Here is a 16,090-nt window from a genome sequence, read left to right as displayed (position 1 = left end):
TTTCTGTTGCTTTTTCAGCAGATCAGTAAGAAGACCAGTAAGAAGACACAGTTAGAAAGCATAGATAGAAAAAGGCTGATGCGTCTTTTGCCCTGCCATTTAGCAGAAGCCGCATCAGCACAGCACAGCTTTTCAAGAACGCTTGAGAGGATTAAACATCAAAATTGTACGCCACAACAGAATTTATTGCGACCATATCTCAACTTTAGGTCTTCATCAGAATCAGTAGACACGAGGAAAATCGATGGAACCATTACTCAAACTGGTATACAGATAACTACTCCATACCTCATCTCATTTTGTTTACATTAGTTTACCTAGAATTGATAGGACTAACTTCTGATAAGAGTGCTAAGATTTCTGTTGAGCTTGTTGATAAAGATAGTCAATAGTTTAATCGTGCTCACCGCCAAGCCTTTTGTTTGAAGCGTTAGAGCCTGACTCAAAATTAATGACTTTGGCAATGGGTGCTTTGCACACCTGTGCAACCGACCCAGTAAACGCCAACCCAGTCACTCTGGACTGGCGATCGCAAGCGTAAACCACACTCATAAACCACACTGTTTCAGAAGGAGCCAAAATGGCTAAGATTGGTTTGTTTTGGGGAACCCAGACCGGCAACACCCAAACCATAGCGGAAGAGATCCAAAAAGAATTTGGAGGCGAAGAGGTTGTCGCCCTTTATGACATTGCCAGCGCAGATCCCGATGATTTTGCAGACTACGATTTCCTGATCATTGGTTGCCCAACCTGGAATGTTGGAGAGCTACAGGCAGATTGGGACGGCTTTTTTGATGAGCTTGACGCGATCGAATTTACCGGTAAAAAAGTCGCGTATTTTGGGGCAGGCGATCAAATTGGCTATGCCGACAATTTCCAAGATGCGATGGGTATTTTGGAAGAAAAAATTTCGGAGCTAGGGGGGCAAACGGTTGGCATGTGGTCTACAGATGGCTATGAGCATAGCGAGTCGAAAGCGCTGAAAAATGGCAAGTTTGTGGGCTTGGCGCTCGATGAAGACAATCAATCCGATCTAACGAGCGATCGCATTACAACCTGGGTGGCGCAACTCAAGCCCGAATTTGGGCTATAGACAACATTCCTATGTAGCTCAACGTATCGGCCCACCATGACACCAGATTGATTAAACAAGGTCAACCCAAGAAAGGAGATTGCATGACTGGTTCAATAGAGGCTCTGTGGATTAGCGCGAGTCGGAGTCTGAAAGCATTTGACCATCCGCTGATGGGATATTTAGCGGGGCAAACCAAACTTGCTCAGTGGGAGTATTGCCAAACCCAAGACGAAGGCGGATCGGTGGATACTGCGATCGCACTTCTCCACGACTATCTTCAGCATCATGATCCGGTTCACCTCATAGGTCATGGAATTAGCGGCATCATTGCGTTGCTCTACAGTCGTCGATATCCCGAACAAGTCAAGTCATTGACGCTGCTCTCGGTGGCAGCGCAGCCTGCTGTTACGTGGCAAGCCCATTATTATGTGCAGCGTCAACTTTTGCCCTGTAGCCAAACTCAGGTTTTAGGACAAATGATGATCAGCTTGTTTGGGCGAAAGCTGCCTTACTCGGTGAAGGATATTATCACCGCCCTGCGCGCAGATTTAGAAAACGCTCCTAGCCTCCATTCATTGTTTAAGGTAGGTCGATTGCCTCAAGGCGGCGTTGCAATGCCTTTGCTCGTGTGTGGGAGTAAAACCGATCCGATCGTTGATCCGGCGGCACTGGCAGATTGGGAGGCATGGTTTAAGCCCGAAGATCGGCAGTGGCAATGTTTAGATGGCTATCATTTTTTTCACTATTTTCATCCCCAACTGGTCGGCGAACAGATTCTAGAATTTTGGCAATTTCAGTCGGCCCGAAAATCTCTGCTGCAACTCAATCGCTAGACACAGCATTCGTAAAGCTTGGCGTTGGCATTACCTTTATCTTGCCTATTACATACAGCATCTTAATGTAAACACTGTATGTAGCTCTGTTCCTCTTCGCAATCACTAATTCGCAATCACTGAGGCTCATGACTTATATTTGCTGCTTCCTTGCCTGGGCAATTGTGATTGGATTTTGTTTGAGCGTTGGTGCAGCCACAAAAGATGGCATTTCTAGGCTCAAACGGCTTCATCAAATTCCTTGCTCAGGCTGTGCTTTTTTCACAGGAGATTACCATCTCAAGTGCACCGTTCGCCCGTCTGATGCCCTGACCGAACAGGCAATTGACTGCCGTGATTTTGAACCCCGCCCCGCGATCGCGAGAGCTTGTCAAGCCAGCCGATGTCACCATTGCCCAACCGCTCAACCCGCCCCGCGTCCCTTCAAAAAATAAAAAACCACCTCCTATGATCAACCTCCTCACACCCCCTTCAAGTTCAACGATTCAGGCACCCCATGTTCTGCGCTCTGGAATGTCGCCTATGCAGCGTGTGAATGAGTATGTGTTTCGCAGGCGAGACAGCCTCTTGTCGCGACCTGACTTGCTCTGGAAAATCGAAAGCGGCTTCGTGCGATCGCTCACCTGGAACGAGAATGGAGACGTTGCCACCCTTGGAATTTGGGGGGAAGGCGACCTCGTTGGGCAGCCCTTCTCTACGTTGCAGCCTTATCAGATCGAGTGCCTTACCCCGGTCAACGCGATCGCGCTGACCTTTCCAAGATACTGCCCGCCCGAAGCGCTGCTCCGCTATATTCAGCAAACCGAAAAGCTGCTTAGCATTACCCATACAAAACAGAGCCGCGATCGCGTGCTAAAACTACTCGAATGGTTAGCCAATCGATTTAGCCATGACCACCCAAGCGGACGAGTGATTACCGTTAGACTAACTCACCAAACCTTGTCAGAACTCACAGGAACCACCCGCGTCACCGTCACTCGATTGCTCAGCGAACTCGAAAAACAAGGCAAAATCACGCGCTTGCGCCGCCATCAGATTCTGCTCCACACCTGAATCCTAGCGATTGAACCGGGGTGTAATTTGAGCAGCATATTGCACTTCAAGAATCGCATTGCCGAGTTTTAATCGTGGGTGGCAAGATTGGTTTTGCTACCCACCACGGCAGCAGATTTGGTAAACGTTCCTGCTCTATAACTGCTAAGCATTATCAAAACTATCCTCAGGCTTGCCAATCCAGCGAGCAGAACACCTCAGCAGGCAAGTTGAGTGAACGATCTAAAACGGCTGCTGGGCAGAAGTGTGAAGCATTGAGCGCAAAATCTTTAATAAAACTTAATCATCAATTATTGAGAATTTATGTAAATTACTGGAAGGGAATCAATTGAGTCTGTATCTCAATAATAATTCCCTGTTTGACTACTCTGCCCTTTACCCAACGTCCTCAAGCCAAAAGATAAACCCCATGCAAAAGATGCAAACTTACAGCAAATCTGAGGTGAAACGCAATTTTGAAATAAAACCCGACTGGAAGACGGACAATACTGATGTGCGCGATCGCTCACCCAACGATCGCACATCAGTACTATTGCCTAAACCTCAAATCACTCTCAACGGTTGAGGACTAAACTATCAGGTGCTAAGAAGTGGTGAATATGAAACGCACGATTTTCGGTAGTGAGCAAAATCTTCTCATACAGGTAGCGAGTTGCGCGATCGCCCAACGATTCGGCTTGAGCAGCGCGGCGTCTCACCTCTGTGATGATGGCTTGTTCTGCACTCAGGTCATGCTCTAACATGGCTCGGCAGTTAAAGGCATCGTCGGGTTCAGGGGTGAAACAGCAGAGTTGTGACAGCGTGCTAAAACTCACGGCAGGAATACCACCCAACCCATCGAGTCGCTCCCCAATTTCATGTCCGTGTTCTTGAGCTTCTTCATAACTTTCCTGAAAAAACTGATGCAACGAATAAAATTCTGCCCCTTCTACCACAAGATGGTGCTTTTGATATTGCAAGTACAACGCTTGGAAGCTAGCAAACAGAATATTCAATCCTTCGCAAACGGGTTCAGTTGTTGAGCGCTCTAGCAAAACTGGGTTGTCTACAATCTGTCCATAAGGACGAACTATTGTCTGAGCATTAACCATCATATCCTCCTGTCAACATTTCTTTTTGGCAGTGTTCTCTGCCTAGCAACCTTCAACCGATAAACGGCAACAAGCGCTAGTCGTTCGTTTTGTACCACTGCACAAACCTATACTTCGATTGAGCCATGTTTTCTATCAAAAAGCAAGGGAAAAAAGTGACTGTCTCAGCCACAGTTGAGAAGAGTTTTTAATACTGAAATTGGAATGCCTTTTCCTAAAGATGAATGTTTAGTTTTTAATCCTTACCTTGCCCAATTTAGAAATGAAATGCCCTCACTGCCAATCAGAGCAAATCAATAAAAATGGTCACCGTCGAGGGAAACAATGTTATCTCTGTAAAAGTTGTGGAAGGCAGTTCATTGAGTTTTATACAACTAAAGGTTACTCAGAAGACGCTAAACAAATTTGCCTAAAAATGTATCGCGATGGTATTGGGTTACGAGCGATTGAACGATCTACAGGCATCAGCCATAACACAGTGAGCAACTGGGTTAGGAAGGCAGGATCGACCTTACACGAACGACCTAACAATGAGGAATTAGATGAAACTATCGACTCTCGTTCCCCTAGTTTCTTAGAGCAATATAAGGTTTTTAGAAATCATCTAAGTTCTTCAAATCGTTGGGATTCATGAGAAAAATCTACGGCAGCTTTATGTTTAGACTGTCCATAAAAATAGCTCATTACATTGTTTAGCAGTGTCATGGGAATTTGACCCTAGTATCCAAAATTTATTGAGATTAAATCTGATTTGTGAGAACCGTCATGAACTTGGAAAATACACCCTATCAATCAAGCGAAATCGTGGAAATCCAGTGTGATGATCGATGGCAGGTATACTTTCGTTTACAAGAATTAAATGTTCCGTGTTGGTGTGCTGCCCATCAGTCGCTAACCGTGCAGATTGATAGCGCGATCGCACTGATTCATCTTTGGAGCGTGGTGAAGCAGACCAAGGCGCGATCGCATCTGATCGAATGGCTAGAAACCTGCTGGCAACTTCCCCAAAGCTAGAGACCCAACGCTAAGGAGATTTCGCCCTAAAAGCCGCCTTGCCCTAACCTAAATCCCCCAACCATGCAAAAGTGTCCCCCAAAGCCGTAGACTGAAGGATGCAATTAAACGTGATTTTAGGCTGAGCAACCTGTGCGAAAAGTTATCATTGCTGGCAACTGGAAAATGTTTAAAACCCGAGCAGAGACGCTGGAGTTTTTGCAGGGCTTTTTGCCCCAACTAGACACCACCCCTGACGATCGAGACATTGTGTTGTGCGCTCCGTTCACCGATCTTGGCACGTTGTCTAGAAATTTGCATGGTAGCCGCATCCAAATTGGCGCTCAGAATGTTCATTGGGCAGAATCGGGAGCTTTCACAGGCGAGATTTCAGCGTTGATGCTGGTCGAAGTGGGTGTCCGCTATGTCGTGATTGGGCACAGCGAGCGGCGACAGTTTTTTGGCGAAACCGACGAAACCGTGAATCTGCGCCTGAAAGCGGCTCAGAAAGCAGGCTTAATTCCAATTTTGTGTGTAGGCGAAAGCAAACAGCAGCGCGATGCCGGAGAAACTGAAGCCATAATTTTCAAGCAGTTGGAACACGATCTGATCGATGTTGATCAGGAGCATTTAATCATCGCCTATGAGCCAATTTGGGCGATCGGCACGGGAGATACCTGTGCATCGGCTGAGGCAAATCGCGTGATCGGTCTGATTCGGAGCAAGCTGAGCAATCCTGACATGACGATTCAGTATGGTGGCTCGGTCAAGCCCGACAACATCAACGAGATTATGGCACAATCTGAAATTGATGGGGCACTAGTCGGCGGGGCAAGTTTAGATCCCCAAGACTTTGCCAAGCTGGTGAATTACAAGGTATAGCAGCAGAATGGTTTTGCCTAGCCTCACCTTCGGGCAACCCGTCATCCTAGATTAACCCGTCTCCTAGATGAATGTGAATTCGACAGATCAGATATAGTCTAATACCCGCTATCTCGGCGCACGGGATGATAATCCTCAGAATAAGGAGGCAACTCTTGACCCTCAGCAAGCCGACGGTTGCCGTTACCCACATCTTGCTCAACAGGAAGATAGTCTTCGTCTGGCGGCTCATCAAGGCGATCGTCGTAATTTTGCTCAGAGTAAAGCTGTCCAACGTCGTCTCGATAGCGCTCTAGTTGGGCAGAGCGACGAGCATCTCTGACCATGCTGGCAGAGCGATCTGAATCTAAACGGGTCAAGCGATCGTCAGAAACGTCATTACGGCGGGATCTAGCAGGCTGAGTAAACGTCCGCCATGCCGTTTTCATGCCAGCCAAAACGCTACGGCTCGTGACTTGGGCTTTCTGAACCTGCTGCTTCACCCCTGTGATGCTTTGATCGACCTGTTTAACCACTTGCCCCGCACTTTGGACGCCCTGACTCATGTCATCGGTCAGTTCACTGATCTCCAACCCTGTTAGCCGCATCGCTTCTAGGGTCGGTGGCAACTCACGATTGAGGGTATCAAACAGCTTTTCAGCGCTGCGGGCGGCTCTGCCCAATTCTTGAAACGCAGGCACAGCCACGACCAAGACAGCCGCAATGCTGACTGCCACCAAAAGAATCGAGAATCCTAGCCAAAAAATGGGATCAATCACCAGCATGAGCCTATCGTAAACGATCGCGCAGAGGAGGTTGAGAATCAGATTTTTGCTCGGCGTCGCGGGTGAGCAGTTGGTTTTCGCGCGTGGCTTCGACACCGGCAGAAATGGCTTCTCGTAAGCGTCCTAGGGTTCCGTCCCAGTTTCGCAACGCGGTTTCAGAGAGCCGATCGGCTTGCAGTTGCACCGTGGTAGACAAATCTTCTGCCAGGTCAGGAAGGGCATCCGCCGATTTTTTCAGCAGTTGTCGCGTTTCTTGCCCAGTCCGAGGAGCCGCCAAAATGCCAGCGATCGCGCCGATCGCTGCCCCAATGACCATTCCTCCTAAAAACGCTCCAGACCGATTGTTTGCCATAGTTTCCCGTATTCTCCTTCTTGCTCAGCCCATCTTGCTCAGCCAAACTGTGTCTGCTGGGAGCAATCCTACTCCATGGAGCTTACCCCATTCTGCCAGATCCTAGCGGTCTGCCTCCACTACCGTCGTGTTGCCGTAGATTTCTTAATGCGACGGAGCAAAAACCGGCGGCTGAGGATGGTTTGGCTCAGGCTGAGGAGGGCGAGGGCTTGCTGAGCCTGACGAACTTTAGGTTGGAGTTGCTGATAGGTTTGACGCAATTCCTGAGTTCCTAGTTGCCCGCGCAAAATTGCGGTGGGGGCATTGCCAAGCACATGATGGGTATTGCGCTCGGCTAGAGCGATCGCATCGGCTGCTTGAGAAAGGGTTCGGCGCAGTCGCCAGACTTTGCAAGCGAGCCAAAAGCCAAATAGCGCGATTAGCAGGTTTATAACGACAACGATCGCCACCATACGCCGACCCTCCGATTTAGAAATCTGTCAGGCATTTAGGGTTTAGAAACCTCAGTCAGTCTGCCAGCTTCTTCTCATCATAGCGATCGCTTTTAGCGTTTAACCGACAAATTAATGCAAATTTGATGAGACAGATTTGGTTTTTGCAGGTAAAAAGATATTGCCGAAGCAGTGCCGTTTCAGTTGCGATCGCTATCATGAAGACCTTTGTGAATGCCGAACTTCTGCAATTGTCAGGCAATTGTTAGGACTGACGCACTCAATCATAATTTTGCCCCCTAACCCTCAACCTTGAAGGAGCAAGAGATTACAGACCCCAAGGTTGGGAAATTGAGGGGGCGAGTGCATCAGTTCTGATCGTTATTCCATCTCATTTACGGCTGAGACCGGTTCAGTCGGCTCTGTGTAGAATCGGCTCTGTGTAGAAATAGTATATTCGGAACGTTTGAGTTATGGTACAGTCCCCGTCATCTGCCCTTTATGTCAATCCAGCCAGCGGCAACGATAGTGCAGCAGGCACTCAAGCTGCGCCGTTCAAAACAATTACTCGCGCTCTGCAACAGGCAAGGTCTGGCACGATTCAGCTTGCTTCTGGAACCTATGATGCTGCCAGTGGTGAAGTTTTTCCGTTAGTGATTCCAGGCGGTGTTGCGGTCGTTGGCAACGAAACCAATAAAGGCAACGGCATTTTAGTGAAGGGAGGCGGCACCTACCTTAGCCCAACCTTTGCCGGGCAAAGCGTCACATTTCGGCTAGAGACAAATGCCCAGTTGCGCGGGGTGACGGTGACGAACCCCAATATTCGCGGCACCGGGGCTTGGATCGAATCGACGGCTCCTACGATCGCAAGCTGCACCTTTGTAGAGTGTAAGCGAGAAGGCGTGTTTGCGACTGGCAGCGCTAATCCCATCGTGGCGGATTGTGTGTTTGTAAGAAATGATGCGAACGGTGTATCGATCGTCCGCACGACAAAAGGAGAATTTCGGCGGAACGTTTGTCAAAACACAGGCTATGGATTTGCGATCGGGGATACGGCGGCTCCGTTGCTGGTCGAAAATCGCATCCTTGAAAACCGCAACGGAATTGTTCTCTCTCGCTCTGCCCGTCCGGTTTTGCGGGGCAACATCATCGAAAAAAATGCCGAAAGCGGCTTGATTGCGGTGGAAAGCTCGTCCCCTAATTTGGGCAGTTCCCAAGATCCGGGGGGAAATATTCTGCGGGACAACGGTGAATTTGATATTCAGAATGCGACCAATCCCCAAATTACGATCGTTTCGGTTGGCAATCAGATCAATCCGTCAAAGATTGCTGGCTCTGTCGATTTGCAAGTCAGCCAAGTTCCCACCCCGACTCCGACTCCAGTTCCAGTGCCAACGCCTAGCCCGACGCCCAGTCCGACGCCTAGCCCAACTCCAACGCCTAGCCCAACTCCAACGCCTAGCCCGATCCCAATTCCAGTGCCAACGCCCAGCCCGACGCCCAGCCCGACGCCCAGCCCAACGCCGACTCCTACCCCTGCCCCATCGGGTGACCTGGCAGACATTCGGGGACATTGGGCAGAAAGTTTTATTCAGGGATTAGTCAGCCGAGGATCAATCAGTGGCTTCCCCAATGGCACGTTTAAACCTGAATCATCGCTCAGCCGGGCAGAATTTGCCGCGATCGTATCTAAGTCGTTTGATCTACCCCTAACCCAAGACGCTAGAACATTCTCGGATGTCGCGCAAAATTTCTGGGCCTTCGAGGCGATCAATCGAGCTACTCGGATGGGGTTCATCACCGGATTTCCAGATGGCAGCTTTCGTCCGGGATTGAATCTTACACGAACTCAGGCGCTAGTGGCGCTGATTAGTGGACTCGGCTTAAGTGGAGGAACACCGCTAAATTTGGGGCTATATAGCGATCGCGCTCAAATTCCTAGCTATGCCGTGGATAAAGTGGCAACGGCAACCCAGCGTCGGATAGTCGTGAACTATCCCAATGTCTCTCAGCTTAAGCCGTTGCAAGATATCAGCCGGGCTGAGGTGGCGGCGTTTATCTATCAGTCGTTGGTCGCGACTAGCAAAGTCAATGCGATCGCATCCACCTACATCGTCAATCCCGATATCTCAACCACTGCCTTTACCGACCTCACAAACCATTGGGCAAAAGATTTCGTTCTGGGTCTGTCTAGCCAAGACGTGATTCAAGGGTTTGCTGATGGCACGTTCAAGCCTGACACGTCGATGACTCGCGCCCAGTATGCTGCCATTTTGGCAAAGGCGTTTAACCCCAACCCCAAGCGGGAAGGAACGACCTTTCCAGATGTTCCAGGAAGCTTTTGGGCAAAAAGTGCGATTGATCAAGCCTACCGAGCCGGATTCATTTCGGGCTTTCCCGATGGCACATTCAAACCCAATCAGAATGTGACTCGCCTTCAGTTGGTGCTGTCGTTGGTCAGTGGCTTTGGTCTAACCCCTGCCGACCCCAATGTGCTGACAATTTTCGACGATCGCAGCGCAGTTCCCCAGCCCTTCCAAGATCGGGTGGCGGCGGCAGCCAAAGCAGACATCATCGTAAATTATCCAAACCAAAGGCTGTTTAACCCCAATCGGGAAGCCAGCCGCGCGGAGGTGTCTGCCATGGTCTATCAAACCTTGGTTCGAGATGGGCGGGTCGCCGCGCTCGATTCACCCTACGTCGTGACGGCTTAACGGCGAGACTCTCAGGAAAGAGATTGATTGGATAAGACCCAGATTTGCCCTCACCGTTACCCAGGGGAAGGGCAAATCATCCTTGCTTTTCGCAACCAACCAACACCTTGTTGGCAACCCTAAATTAGCTGACGGCTACAGGCTGCTTGCTAAACAGCTTAAGAATTCGGTCTGCCATCTGAGGCGGCGTCAAGCTCAACTCTGCTTTGGATTCTTCGGCAGTTGCGTGATCTACCAGCAGGTCAGGCACACCAACGCGGGTGACGGGCACAACTACTTCTGCATCCATCATCGCTTCGAGCAGGGCTGCACCAAAGCCACCTTGCAGACAGCCTTCTTCCAGCGTCACCACCCGACCAATTTGCTGTGCCAACGGTAGAATCAGTTCTGTATCGAGGGGCTTGGCAAATCGGGCATTAATCACCGTTGCCTCGATGCCATGCTCGGTGAGAATCTCCGCCGTCTGCATCGCAGGATAGACCATGGAACCATAGGCAACCAGCAAGATATCGTCTCCTTGACGAAGAACTTCGCCTTTGCCGATGGGGAGAGGTTCCCACCCTTCTTCCATGAGGGGTACGCCATAGCCATTGCCTCTGGGATAGCGCAGCGCGATCGCACCTTTGGTGTAATTAATGCCAGTCACCACCATGCGCTGAAGTTCAGCTTCGTCTTTAGGAGCCATCAGCACCATGTTCGGAATGCACCGCAAATAGGCAATATCGTACATGCCCTGGTGAGTCGGTCCATCCGAGCCAACAATGCCAGCACGATCCATACAGAAAAACACAGGGAGCTTCTGTATGCAAACATCATGAATGATTTGATCAAAGGCTCGCTGCAAGAACGTCGAGTAAATGGTGGCAACCGGGCGCATTCCTTCACAGGCAAGACCTGCCGCCAAGGTAACGGCGTGCTGCTCGGCAATGCCCACATCGATGTATTGCTTTGGCACTCGCTTTTGCAAAATATCTAACCCGGTTCCGGTTGCCATGGCGGCCGTAATGCCGATGATTCTCGGATCGTTTTCTGCCAGTTTCGAGAGGGTTTCGCCAAACACCTTGGAGTAACCCGGAGGCTTGGGTTTGCTCGATGGGTTGACTTTTCCGGTCGCGAGGTTAAACGGTGTCTGAGCGTGGTAGCCCACCTGATCGGCTTCTGCGATCGCATACCCTTTCCCCTTAACCGTAGACACATGCACCAGCACCGGACCCTGGATCTGATGTGCCTCTTTAAACATGGCAATCAGTTCTTCCAAGTTATGCCCATCCACCGGGCCCATGTAGGTAAAGCCCAATTCCTCAAACACGGCTCCCACTTTGGGCACAGCAAGGCGCTTCATGCCCTCTTTCAGCCGCGACAACTCTGGCGAAAATGGCAGATTTTTAACCTGTTCTTCTAAGTTGTCCGAGAGAAACTGAACAGGCGGACTGAGGCGAATCTTGTTGAGATAGCGAGGAATCGCTCCCACATTTGGAGAAATCGACATCTCGTTGTCGTTGAGCACGACTAGCAGATTGGTTTTAGGCAAGTGCCCAGCATGGTTGATGGCTTCGAGCGCCATGCCTCCCGTTAACGCCCCATCGCCAATCACAGCGACCGTTTTAAACTTCTCCCCCTTGGCATCGCGCGCCAACGCCATCCCTAGCGCTGCCGAAATGCTGGTCGAGGCATGACCCGCCCCAAAATGATCAAACTCGCTTTCGCTCCGCTTGAGGTATCCGGCAATGCCATCTTTCTGACGCAGCGTGTGGAAACCATCATACCGTCCGGTGATCAGCTTGTGGGGATAAGCCTGGTGACCCACATCCCAGGTTACTTTGTCGCGATCGAGATCGAGGGTCTGATAAAGGGCCAGGGTCAACTCGACGACACCCAATCCGGGACCAAGATGTCCCCCGCTTGTGGCTACGGTTTGCAGATGCTTTTCGCGAATTTGTCTGGCGATTTGCTGAAGCTGATAAATCGACAGACCGTGCAACTGGTTTGGGTGGGTTAATTCACTCAGATGCATACCGGGATATCCTTCGGATGACGTGATCGGTAGTTTGTCTACTTTCTCTTAACACTGTAGTTCATTGAGGGGGACGATTCGGCGGGGCGTCATATTTCATCTTACAGAGAAATGAGAACCAACGAATCTGCAATTTGCCAAACTGCCCCACCAAGGAAGGCTGCTTTGGGTGCACCCAAGGTTTTTGATCTGTCGTTTTTGATCTGTTATTGCCGCGACTTTCAATCCCTCAATCTATTAGCAACCGATTAGACATGCCCAGCACTCATCCGTGCTCTTGACTGTTCTCATTTCAGGTTTGTCGCCCTCTACCCCTCCCTTATGTCACAATTTTCTCTAAAGCCAGACTGTCACTTCGTAATTACTATGCCTAACCTGATGAGAGTTTTTCGGTTGCCTGTCGCGCAGGTGATCACAGCGAGTCTTGTTGCCCTTGCCGTGCCGCTTCCTCCGGAGTTGCATATGGCATTCATCGTTCCGGCTCATGGAGCGGTGCTGGATGATTTATTTGAACGTCCAGAACCCAATCTTTATCGGCTTTGTGCGGCTGATCTTGCTCGTGCCAATGTGCCAACGGCGGTGGTGGCCGAGGCATGTTCTAATGCAGTGCGCCCCGATGATTTGGGCGTGTGTGTGCGTCGTATGGCAGAAGTTCAGGTGGCGGGGGTGGATGCGTTGTCTGTTTGTCGTCAGGTTCGACGCCCCCTAGAAGCCGCAACCTGTGTAGTCGATATTGGGCGGCAAGCTGCTCAAACCGCATTTGCAGATGTGCTAGACAGTTGCCGTCGTACGCTTTTACCGGCAACGTTTTCTCGGTGTGTCGTAGGGTTGAATAATGACCTTAACATTGCGACAAAGCAAGCGATCGCAACCTGTCTCGATACGAGCGATCGCCCCCGCGATTTGGTACCTGTAACAATCCCTAGCTCTGATCTGCCGCCAGCCGTTCCAACGATTACTCCTTCTGCGAGTCCGTCAACACCGGGCACCCCCTTACCACCCGGCTCATCGCCTGTACAACCTAGCCCAACGCTCAACACGCCGCTTCCTCAACGAAATTAGTTGCTACCCTCATTGTCACCAGAAGCATAACTTTTTCGTCACGGAATGCTGATGCTGCTAATCGAGTTCGGAAAGTTATGCTTCTAGTACTCAAGAAATGAGACTGAATTTAAGAGGATGAAGGAATGTCAATCTGATTCCTAATCTTCAATCAGAGCCGACCTCATTATCACCTTTACGATTGAACAGGTTTGTCCTGAATCTCAGCCAAGCTCAAAAATACGAGTTCGTTATTCAAGTTGTGGAAAGAAAGTTGAGCAAGGAAAATCTAGCCAGCTACCTTGAACAATCCTCGATAACCTGTTCCTAATCCAAAAAATTGAACCGACGGAACTGTGATGCTTCCCAGGGATAGCTTCGGCACAATTGAGAAAACCGATCTAAAATCGACAGACTACGCCAAAATGGTAGCTCGCCCCGAAGCAACTTCACCGGGCTACAAATTGTAACTCACGAATCAGTGTCTCAATGCTTGATATTCAAAAACTTCTAGCCGAAGAGCTTTCCCTTCGCCCAGCGCAGGTGAGCAGCGCATTAGACCTCTTTGCAGAAGGAGCAACTGTTCCATTTATTGCGCGATATCGCAAAGAGCGGACGGGCGAACTCAATGAGATCCAACTGCGGGATCTCAGCGATCGCTACACCTATTTAACGGAAGTAGAAGAGCGCAAGAAAAGCATTCTCGACTCGATTGAATCTCAAGGAAAACTAACTCAAGATTTGAAGACTAAAATTGAAACTTGTCTGCAAAAAAATGAGTTAGAAGACTTATATTTACCCTACCGCCCAAAGCGACGAACCCGCGCTACGATCGCTAAAGAAAAAGGGCTAGAACCCTTCGCTGCTTGGATAAAATTGCTCAATCAGTCCAACCGTTCTGCTTCATTAGAAGCGGAAGCAACGACGTATGTTTCTGAACAAAAAGGCGTCAAAACACTTGAAGAAGCTTTGCAAGGCGCATCAGATATTTTGGCGGAAGAAGTGTCTGAAAAAGCGAATCTTCGGGCATATGTGCGCGAGTTTTTGTTAGAAACAGGTGCCTTTAATTCGCGCATTAAAGCCGATCATCCTGAAGGAACAACTAAGTTTGAAATGTATCGAACGTTCCAAGCAAAGGTGAGCGCGATCGCGCCTCATAACTTATTAGCGCTCTGTCGTGGCGAGGCAGAAGGCATTTTAGACGTTGCTCTAGTTTTTGATGAGGAAGCGATTCAACACTATTTAGAAACCCAAGAAATTTTCAGCAAAGCGCAACCCGTTCGCGAGTTTTATCGCAAGATGCTGAAAGATATGTTTAATCGCTTGATGCGAAACTCATTGGTCGGCGAAGTCAGGGCAGAGAAAAAACTAGAGGCGGATATCGAATCGATCAAAACCTTTGAAACAAACTTACGGGAATTGCTGTTGTCTGCTCCTGCGGGAATGAAACCGACGTTGGCGCTTGATCCAGGTTTCCGCACTGGGTGCAAAGCTGCCGTTTTAGATCAGACCGGGAAATTTTTACAGTATCAGGCAATTTTTCCGCACACTGGGGTAGAAAAAAGAAAGCAAGCCGCAGCAACGCTAAAGCAACTGATTCAGAACTACAAAATTGAGCTAATTGCAATCGGAAACGGAACGGCAAGCCGAGAAACTGATGAATTTGTGGGAGAAGTATTAGCAACGCTAGAGCAAAAGCCGATAAAAGTCATGGTGAATGAATCAGGGGCATCGATTTACTCGGCTAGTGAAGTTGCGATCGCAGAGTTTCCCGATCTCGACATCACCGTTCGGGGTGCCATTAGTATTGGTCGCCGTTTGCAAGATCCGTTAGCTGAATTGGTCAAACTCGATCCCAAATCGATCGGCGTAGGGCAATATCAGCATGATGTCGATCAAAAACTGCTGAAGAAGAAGCTGGGCGAGACGGTTGAGAGTTGTGTCAACTTTGTTGGTGTTGATCTCAATACGGCATCCAAAGAGTTGCTGACTTCTGTTTCTGGCATTAGCGCTACCATTGCCAATAATATTGTGGCGTATCGTAACGAAAATGGAGCCTTTAGCGATCGCAAGATGTTGCTCAAGGTGCCAAAGTTGGGACCTAAAGCCTTTGAGCAAGCGGCAGGGTTTTTGCGAATTCGCGATGGTAAAAACCCCCTCGACAATACCGCCGTTCACCCTGAGAGTTATCCCCTCGTGAGCGCGATCGCAAAAGATTTATCCGTTCCGCTCAGCCAAACGCCTCAAATTGCAGACCAACTCGGCAAAAACCTGAGAAAATATATCACCGATACGATCGGCGAACCTACCCTACGCGATATCATTCGTGAGCTTGAAAAACCTGGACGCGACCCCCGCGCCGAATTTAAGTACGCCACGTTCAAAGAAGGCATCAAGGAACTCTCTGATCTGCGCGTTGGCATGGAGTTGGAGGGCGTTGTCACTAACGTGGCAAACTTTGGAGCGTTTGTGGATATTGGCGTTCACCAAGATGGGTTAGTGCATGTTTCGCAATTGAGCGATCGCTTTGTTAGCGACCCCAACCAGATTGTCAAAGTGGGGCAAGTGGTGAAGGTGCGTGTCATGGAGATCAACGAAAGTTTGAAGCGGATTGGTCTATCTATGCGAACGGGAGAGAAGCCAGAACGAAGCGCCAGTGCGCCCAAGACAGATCATAAACGTGCTGAAAAACCCACAACGCTCAATGATTTAAAAGCCAAATTTGGCAAGCGTTTGTAAACTGGTTTGTCAAGCTTACCGCAACGTTTCTCGGTCGTGTTCTACGTTTGCGGCTTCCCGGATCGGCGATCGCAGCGCAGGAACCCTGTTGAACTCGCGCCATGTTCA

At 49.5% G+C, this 16,090-nt stretch carries 16 protein-coding genes; 10 read left to right on the top strand and 6 right to left on the bottom strand.

What is annotated here, in order from left to right; translation table 11 throughout:
- Window positions 1–393 precede the first annotated feature (393 nt).
- Window positions 394–552, bottom strand: coding sequence for a hypothetical protein (locus GS601_RS13390; protein ID WP_162423787.1), 159 nt, complete (start codon window positions 550–552; stop codon window positions 394–396).
- Window positions 553–580: 28 nt separating this feature from the next.
- Between GS601_RS13390 and fldA the strand changes: the two genes are divergently transcribed.
- The 4 genes from fldA to GS601_RS13370 all read left to right on the top strand — a co-directional run bounded on the left by fldA (window position 581) and on the right by GS601_RS13370 (window position 2,961).
- Window positions 581–1,093: a flavodoxin FldA gene (gene fldA / locus GS601_RS13385; protein WP_162423786.1), complete on the top strand. Its 513-nt coding sequence runs from the start codon at window positions 581–583 to the stop codon at window positions 1,091–1,093.
- An 83-nt stretch (window positions 1,094–1,176) separates the two neighbouring features.
- Window positions 1,177–1,908 (top strand): alpha/beta fold hydrolase, encoded by a 732-nt coding sequence (locus GS601_RS13380; RefSeq protein ID WP_162423785.1) that lies wholly within the window; start codon window positions 1,177–1,179, stop codon window positions 1,906–1,908.
- 128 nt (window positions 1,909–2,036) lie between these two features.
- The gene (locus GS601_RS13375) at window positions 2,037–2,342 is read left to right on the top strand and encodes a hypothetical protein (protein ID WP_162423784.1); all 306 of its coding nucleotides are present in this window, start codon (window positions 2,037–2,039) and stop codon (window positions 2,340–2,342) included.
- 13 nt (window positions 2,343–2,355) lie between these two features.
- On the top strand, window positions 2,356–2,961 hold the full coding sequence (locus GS601_RS13370; RefSeq protein WP_202925073.1) for a Crp/Fnr family transcriptional regulator: 606 nt from the start codon (window positions 2,356–2,358) through the stop codon (window positions 2,959–2,961).
- A 554-nt stretch (window positions 2,962–3,515) separates the two neighbouring features.
- On the opposite strand, the gene dpsA is transcribed toward GS601_RS13370, so the two are convergent.
- Entirely contained in the window at window positions 3,516–4,052 is a 537-nt protein-coding gene (gene dpsA, locus GS601_RS13360; protein ID WP_162423782.1) for a DNA starvation/stress protection protein DpsA, read from the bottom strand.
- 262 nt (window positions 4,053–4,314) lie between these two features.
- Here dpsA and GS601_RS23950 point away from each other — a divergent pair, with 262 nt between their 5' ends.
- From GS601_RS23950 to tpiA, 3 genes are all read left to right on the top strand, one after another.
- The gene (locus GS601_RS23950) at window positions 4,315–4,686 is read left to right on the top strand and encodes an IS1/IS1595 family N-terminal zinc-binding domain-containing protein (RefSeq protein ID WP_420800309.1); all 372 of its coding nucleotides are present in this window, start codon (window positions 4,315–4,317) and stop codon (window positions 4,684–4,686) included.
- Window positions 4,687–4,817: 131 nt separating this feature from the next.
- Entirely contained in the window at window positions 4,818–5,066 is a 249-nt protein-coding gene (locus tag GS601_RS13355; protein WP_162423781.1) for an Asr1405/Asl0597 family protein, read from the top strand.
- A 132-nt stretch (window positions 5,067–5,198) separates the two neighbouring features.
- Window positions 5,199–5,927 carry a triose-phosphate isomerase gene (tpiA, locus tag GS601_RS13350; protein ID WP_162423780.1) on the top strand — a complete coding sequence of 243 codons (729 nt, stop codon included), beginning with the start codon at window positions 5,199–5,201 and terminating at the stop codon, window positions 5,925–5,927.
- Window positions 5,928–6,025: 98 nt separating this feature from the next.
- Here tpiA and GS601_RS23240 read toward each other — a convergent pair whose 3' ends face one another.
- From GS601_RS23240 to GS601_RS13335, 3 genes are all read right to left on the bottom strand, one after another.
- Window positions 6,026–6,691 (bottom strand): DUF948 domain-containing protein, encoded by a 666-nt coding sequence (locus tag GS601_RS23240; protein ID WP_238393255.1) that lies wholly within the window; start codon window positions 6,689–6,691, stop codon window positions 6,026–6,028.
- A 4-nt stretch (window positions 6,692–6,695) separates the two neighbouring features.
- Window positions 6,696–7,043, bottom strand: coding sequence for a YtxH domain-containing protein (locus GS601_RS13340; protein WP_162423779.1), 348 nt, complete (start codon window positions 7,041–7,043; stop codon window positions 6,696–6,698).
- A gap of 119 nt (window positions 7,044–7,162) precedes the next feature.
- A complete protein-coding gene (locus tag GS601_RS13335) occupies window positions 7,163–7,495 on the bottom strand; it encodes a hypothetical protein (RefSeq protein WP_162423778.1) in 333 nt (110 codons plus the stop codon).
- Window positions 7,496–7,947: 452 nt separating this feature from the next.
- On the opposite strand from GS601_RS13335, the gene GS601_RS13330 reads away from it, so the two are divergent.
- On the top strand, window positions 7,948–10,188 hold the full coding sequence (locus GS601_RS13330) for an S-layer homology domain-containing protein (protein ID WP_162423777.1): 2,241 nt from the start codon (window positions 7,948–7,950) through the stop codon (window positions 10,186–10,188).
- 124 nt (window positions 10,189–10,312) lie between these two features.
- Here GS601_RS13330 and dxs read toward each other — a convergent pair whose 3' ends face one another.
- Window positions 10,313–12,202 carry a 1-deoxy-D-xylulose-5-phosphate synthase gene (gene dxs / locus GS601_RS13325; RefSeq protein ID WP_162423776.1) on the bottom strand — a complete coding sequence of 630 codons (1,890 nt, stop codon included), beginning with the start codon at window positions 12,200–12,202 and terminating at the stop codon, window positions 10,313–10,315.
- A 378-nt stretch (window positions 12,203–12,580) separates the two neighbouring features.
- Here dxs and GS601_RS13320 point away from each other — a divergent pair, with 378 nt between their 5' ends.
- Together GS601_RS13320 and GS601_RS13315 are read left to right on the top strand one after the other, a co-directional pair.
- The gene (locus GS601_RS13320; RefSeq protein ID WP_238393254.1) at window positions 12,581–13,264 is read left to right on the top strand and encodes a hypothetical protein; all 684 of its coding nucleotides are present in this window, start codon (window positions 12,581–12,583) and stop codon (window positions 13,262–13,264) included.
- Window positions 13,265–13,732: 468 nt separating this feature from the next.
- Window positions 13,733–15,982, top strand: a complete 2,250-nt coding sequence (locus GS601_RS13315; protein WP_162423774.1) for a Tex family protein — start codon at window positions 13,733–13,735, stop codon at window positions 15,980–15,982.
- Window positions 15,983–16,090: the final 108 nt, after the last annotated feature.

Origin of the sequence: Myxacorys almedinensis A (assembly GCF_010091945.1) — a bacterium.
GTDB classification, from domain to species: domain Bacteria; phylum Cyanobacteriota; class Cyanobacteriia; order Leptolyngbyales; family Leptolyngbyaceae; genus Myxacorys; species Myxacorys almedinensis.
Note: the sequence above shows the minus strand (reverse complement) of the source record. Positions and strands in the feature narration are given on the sequence as shown.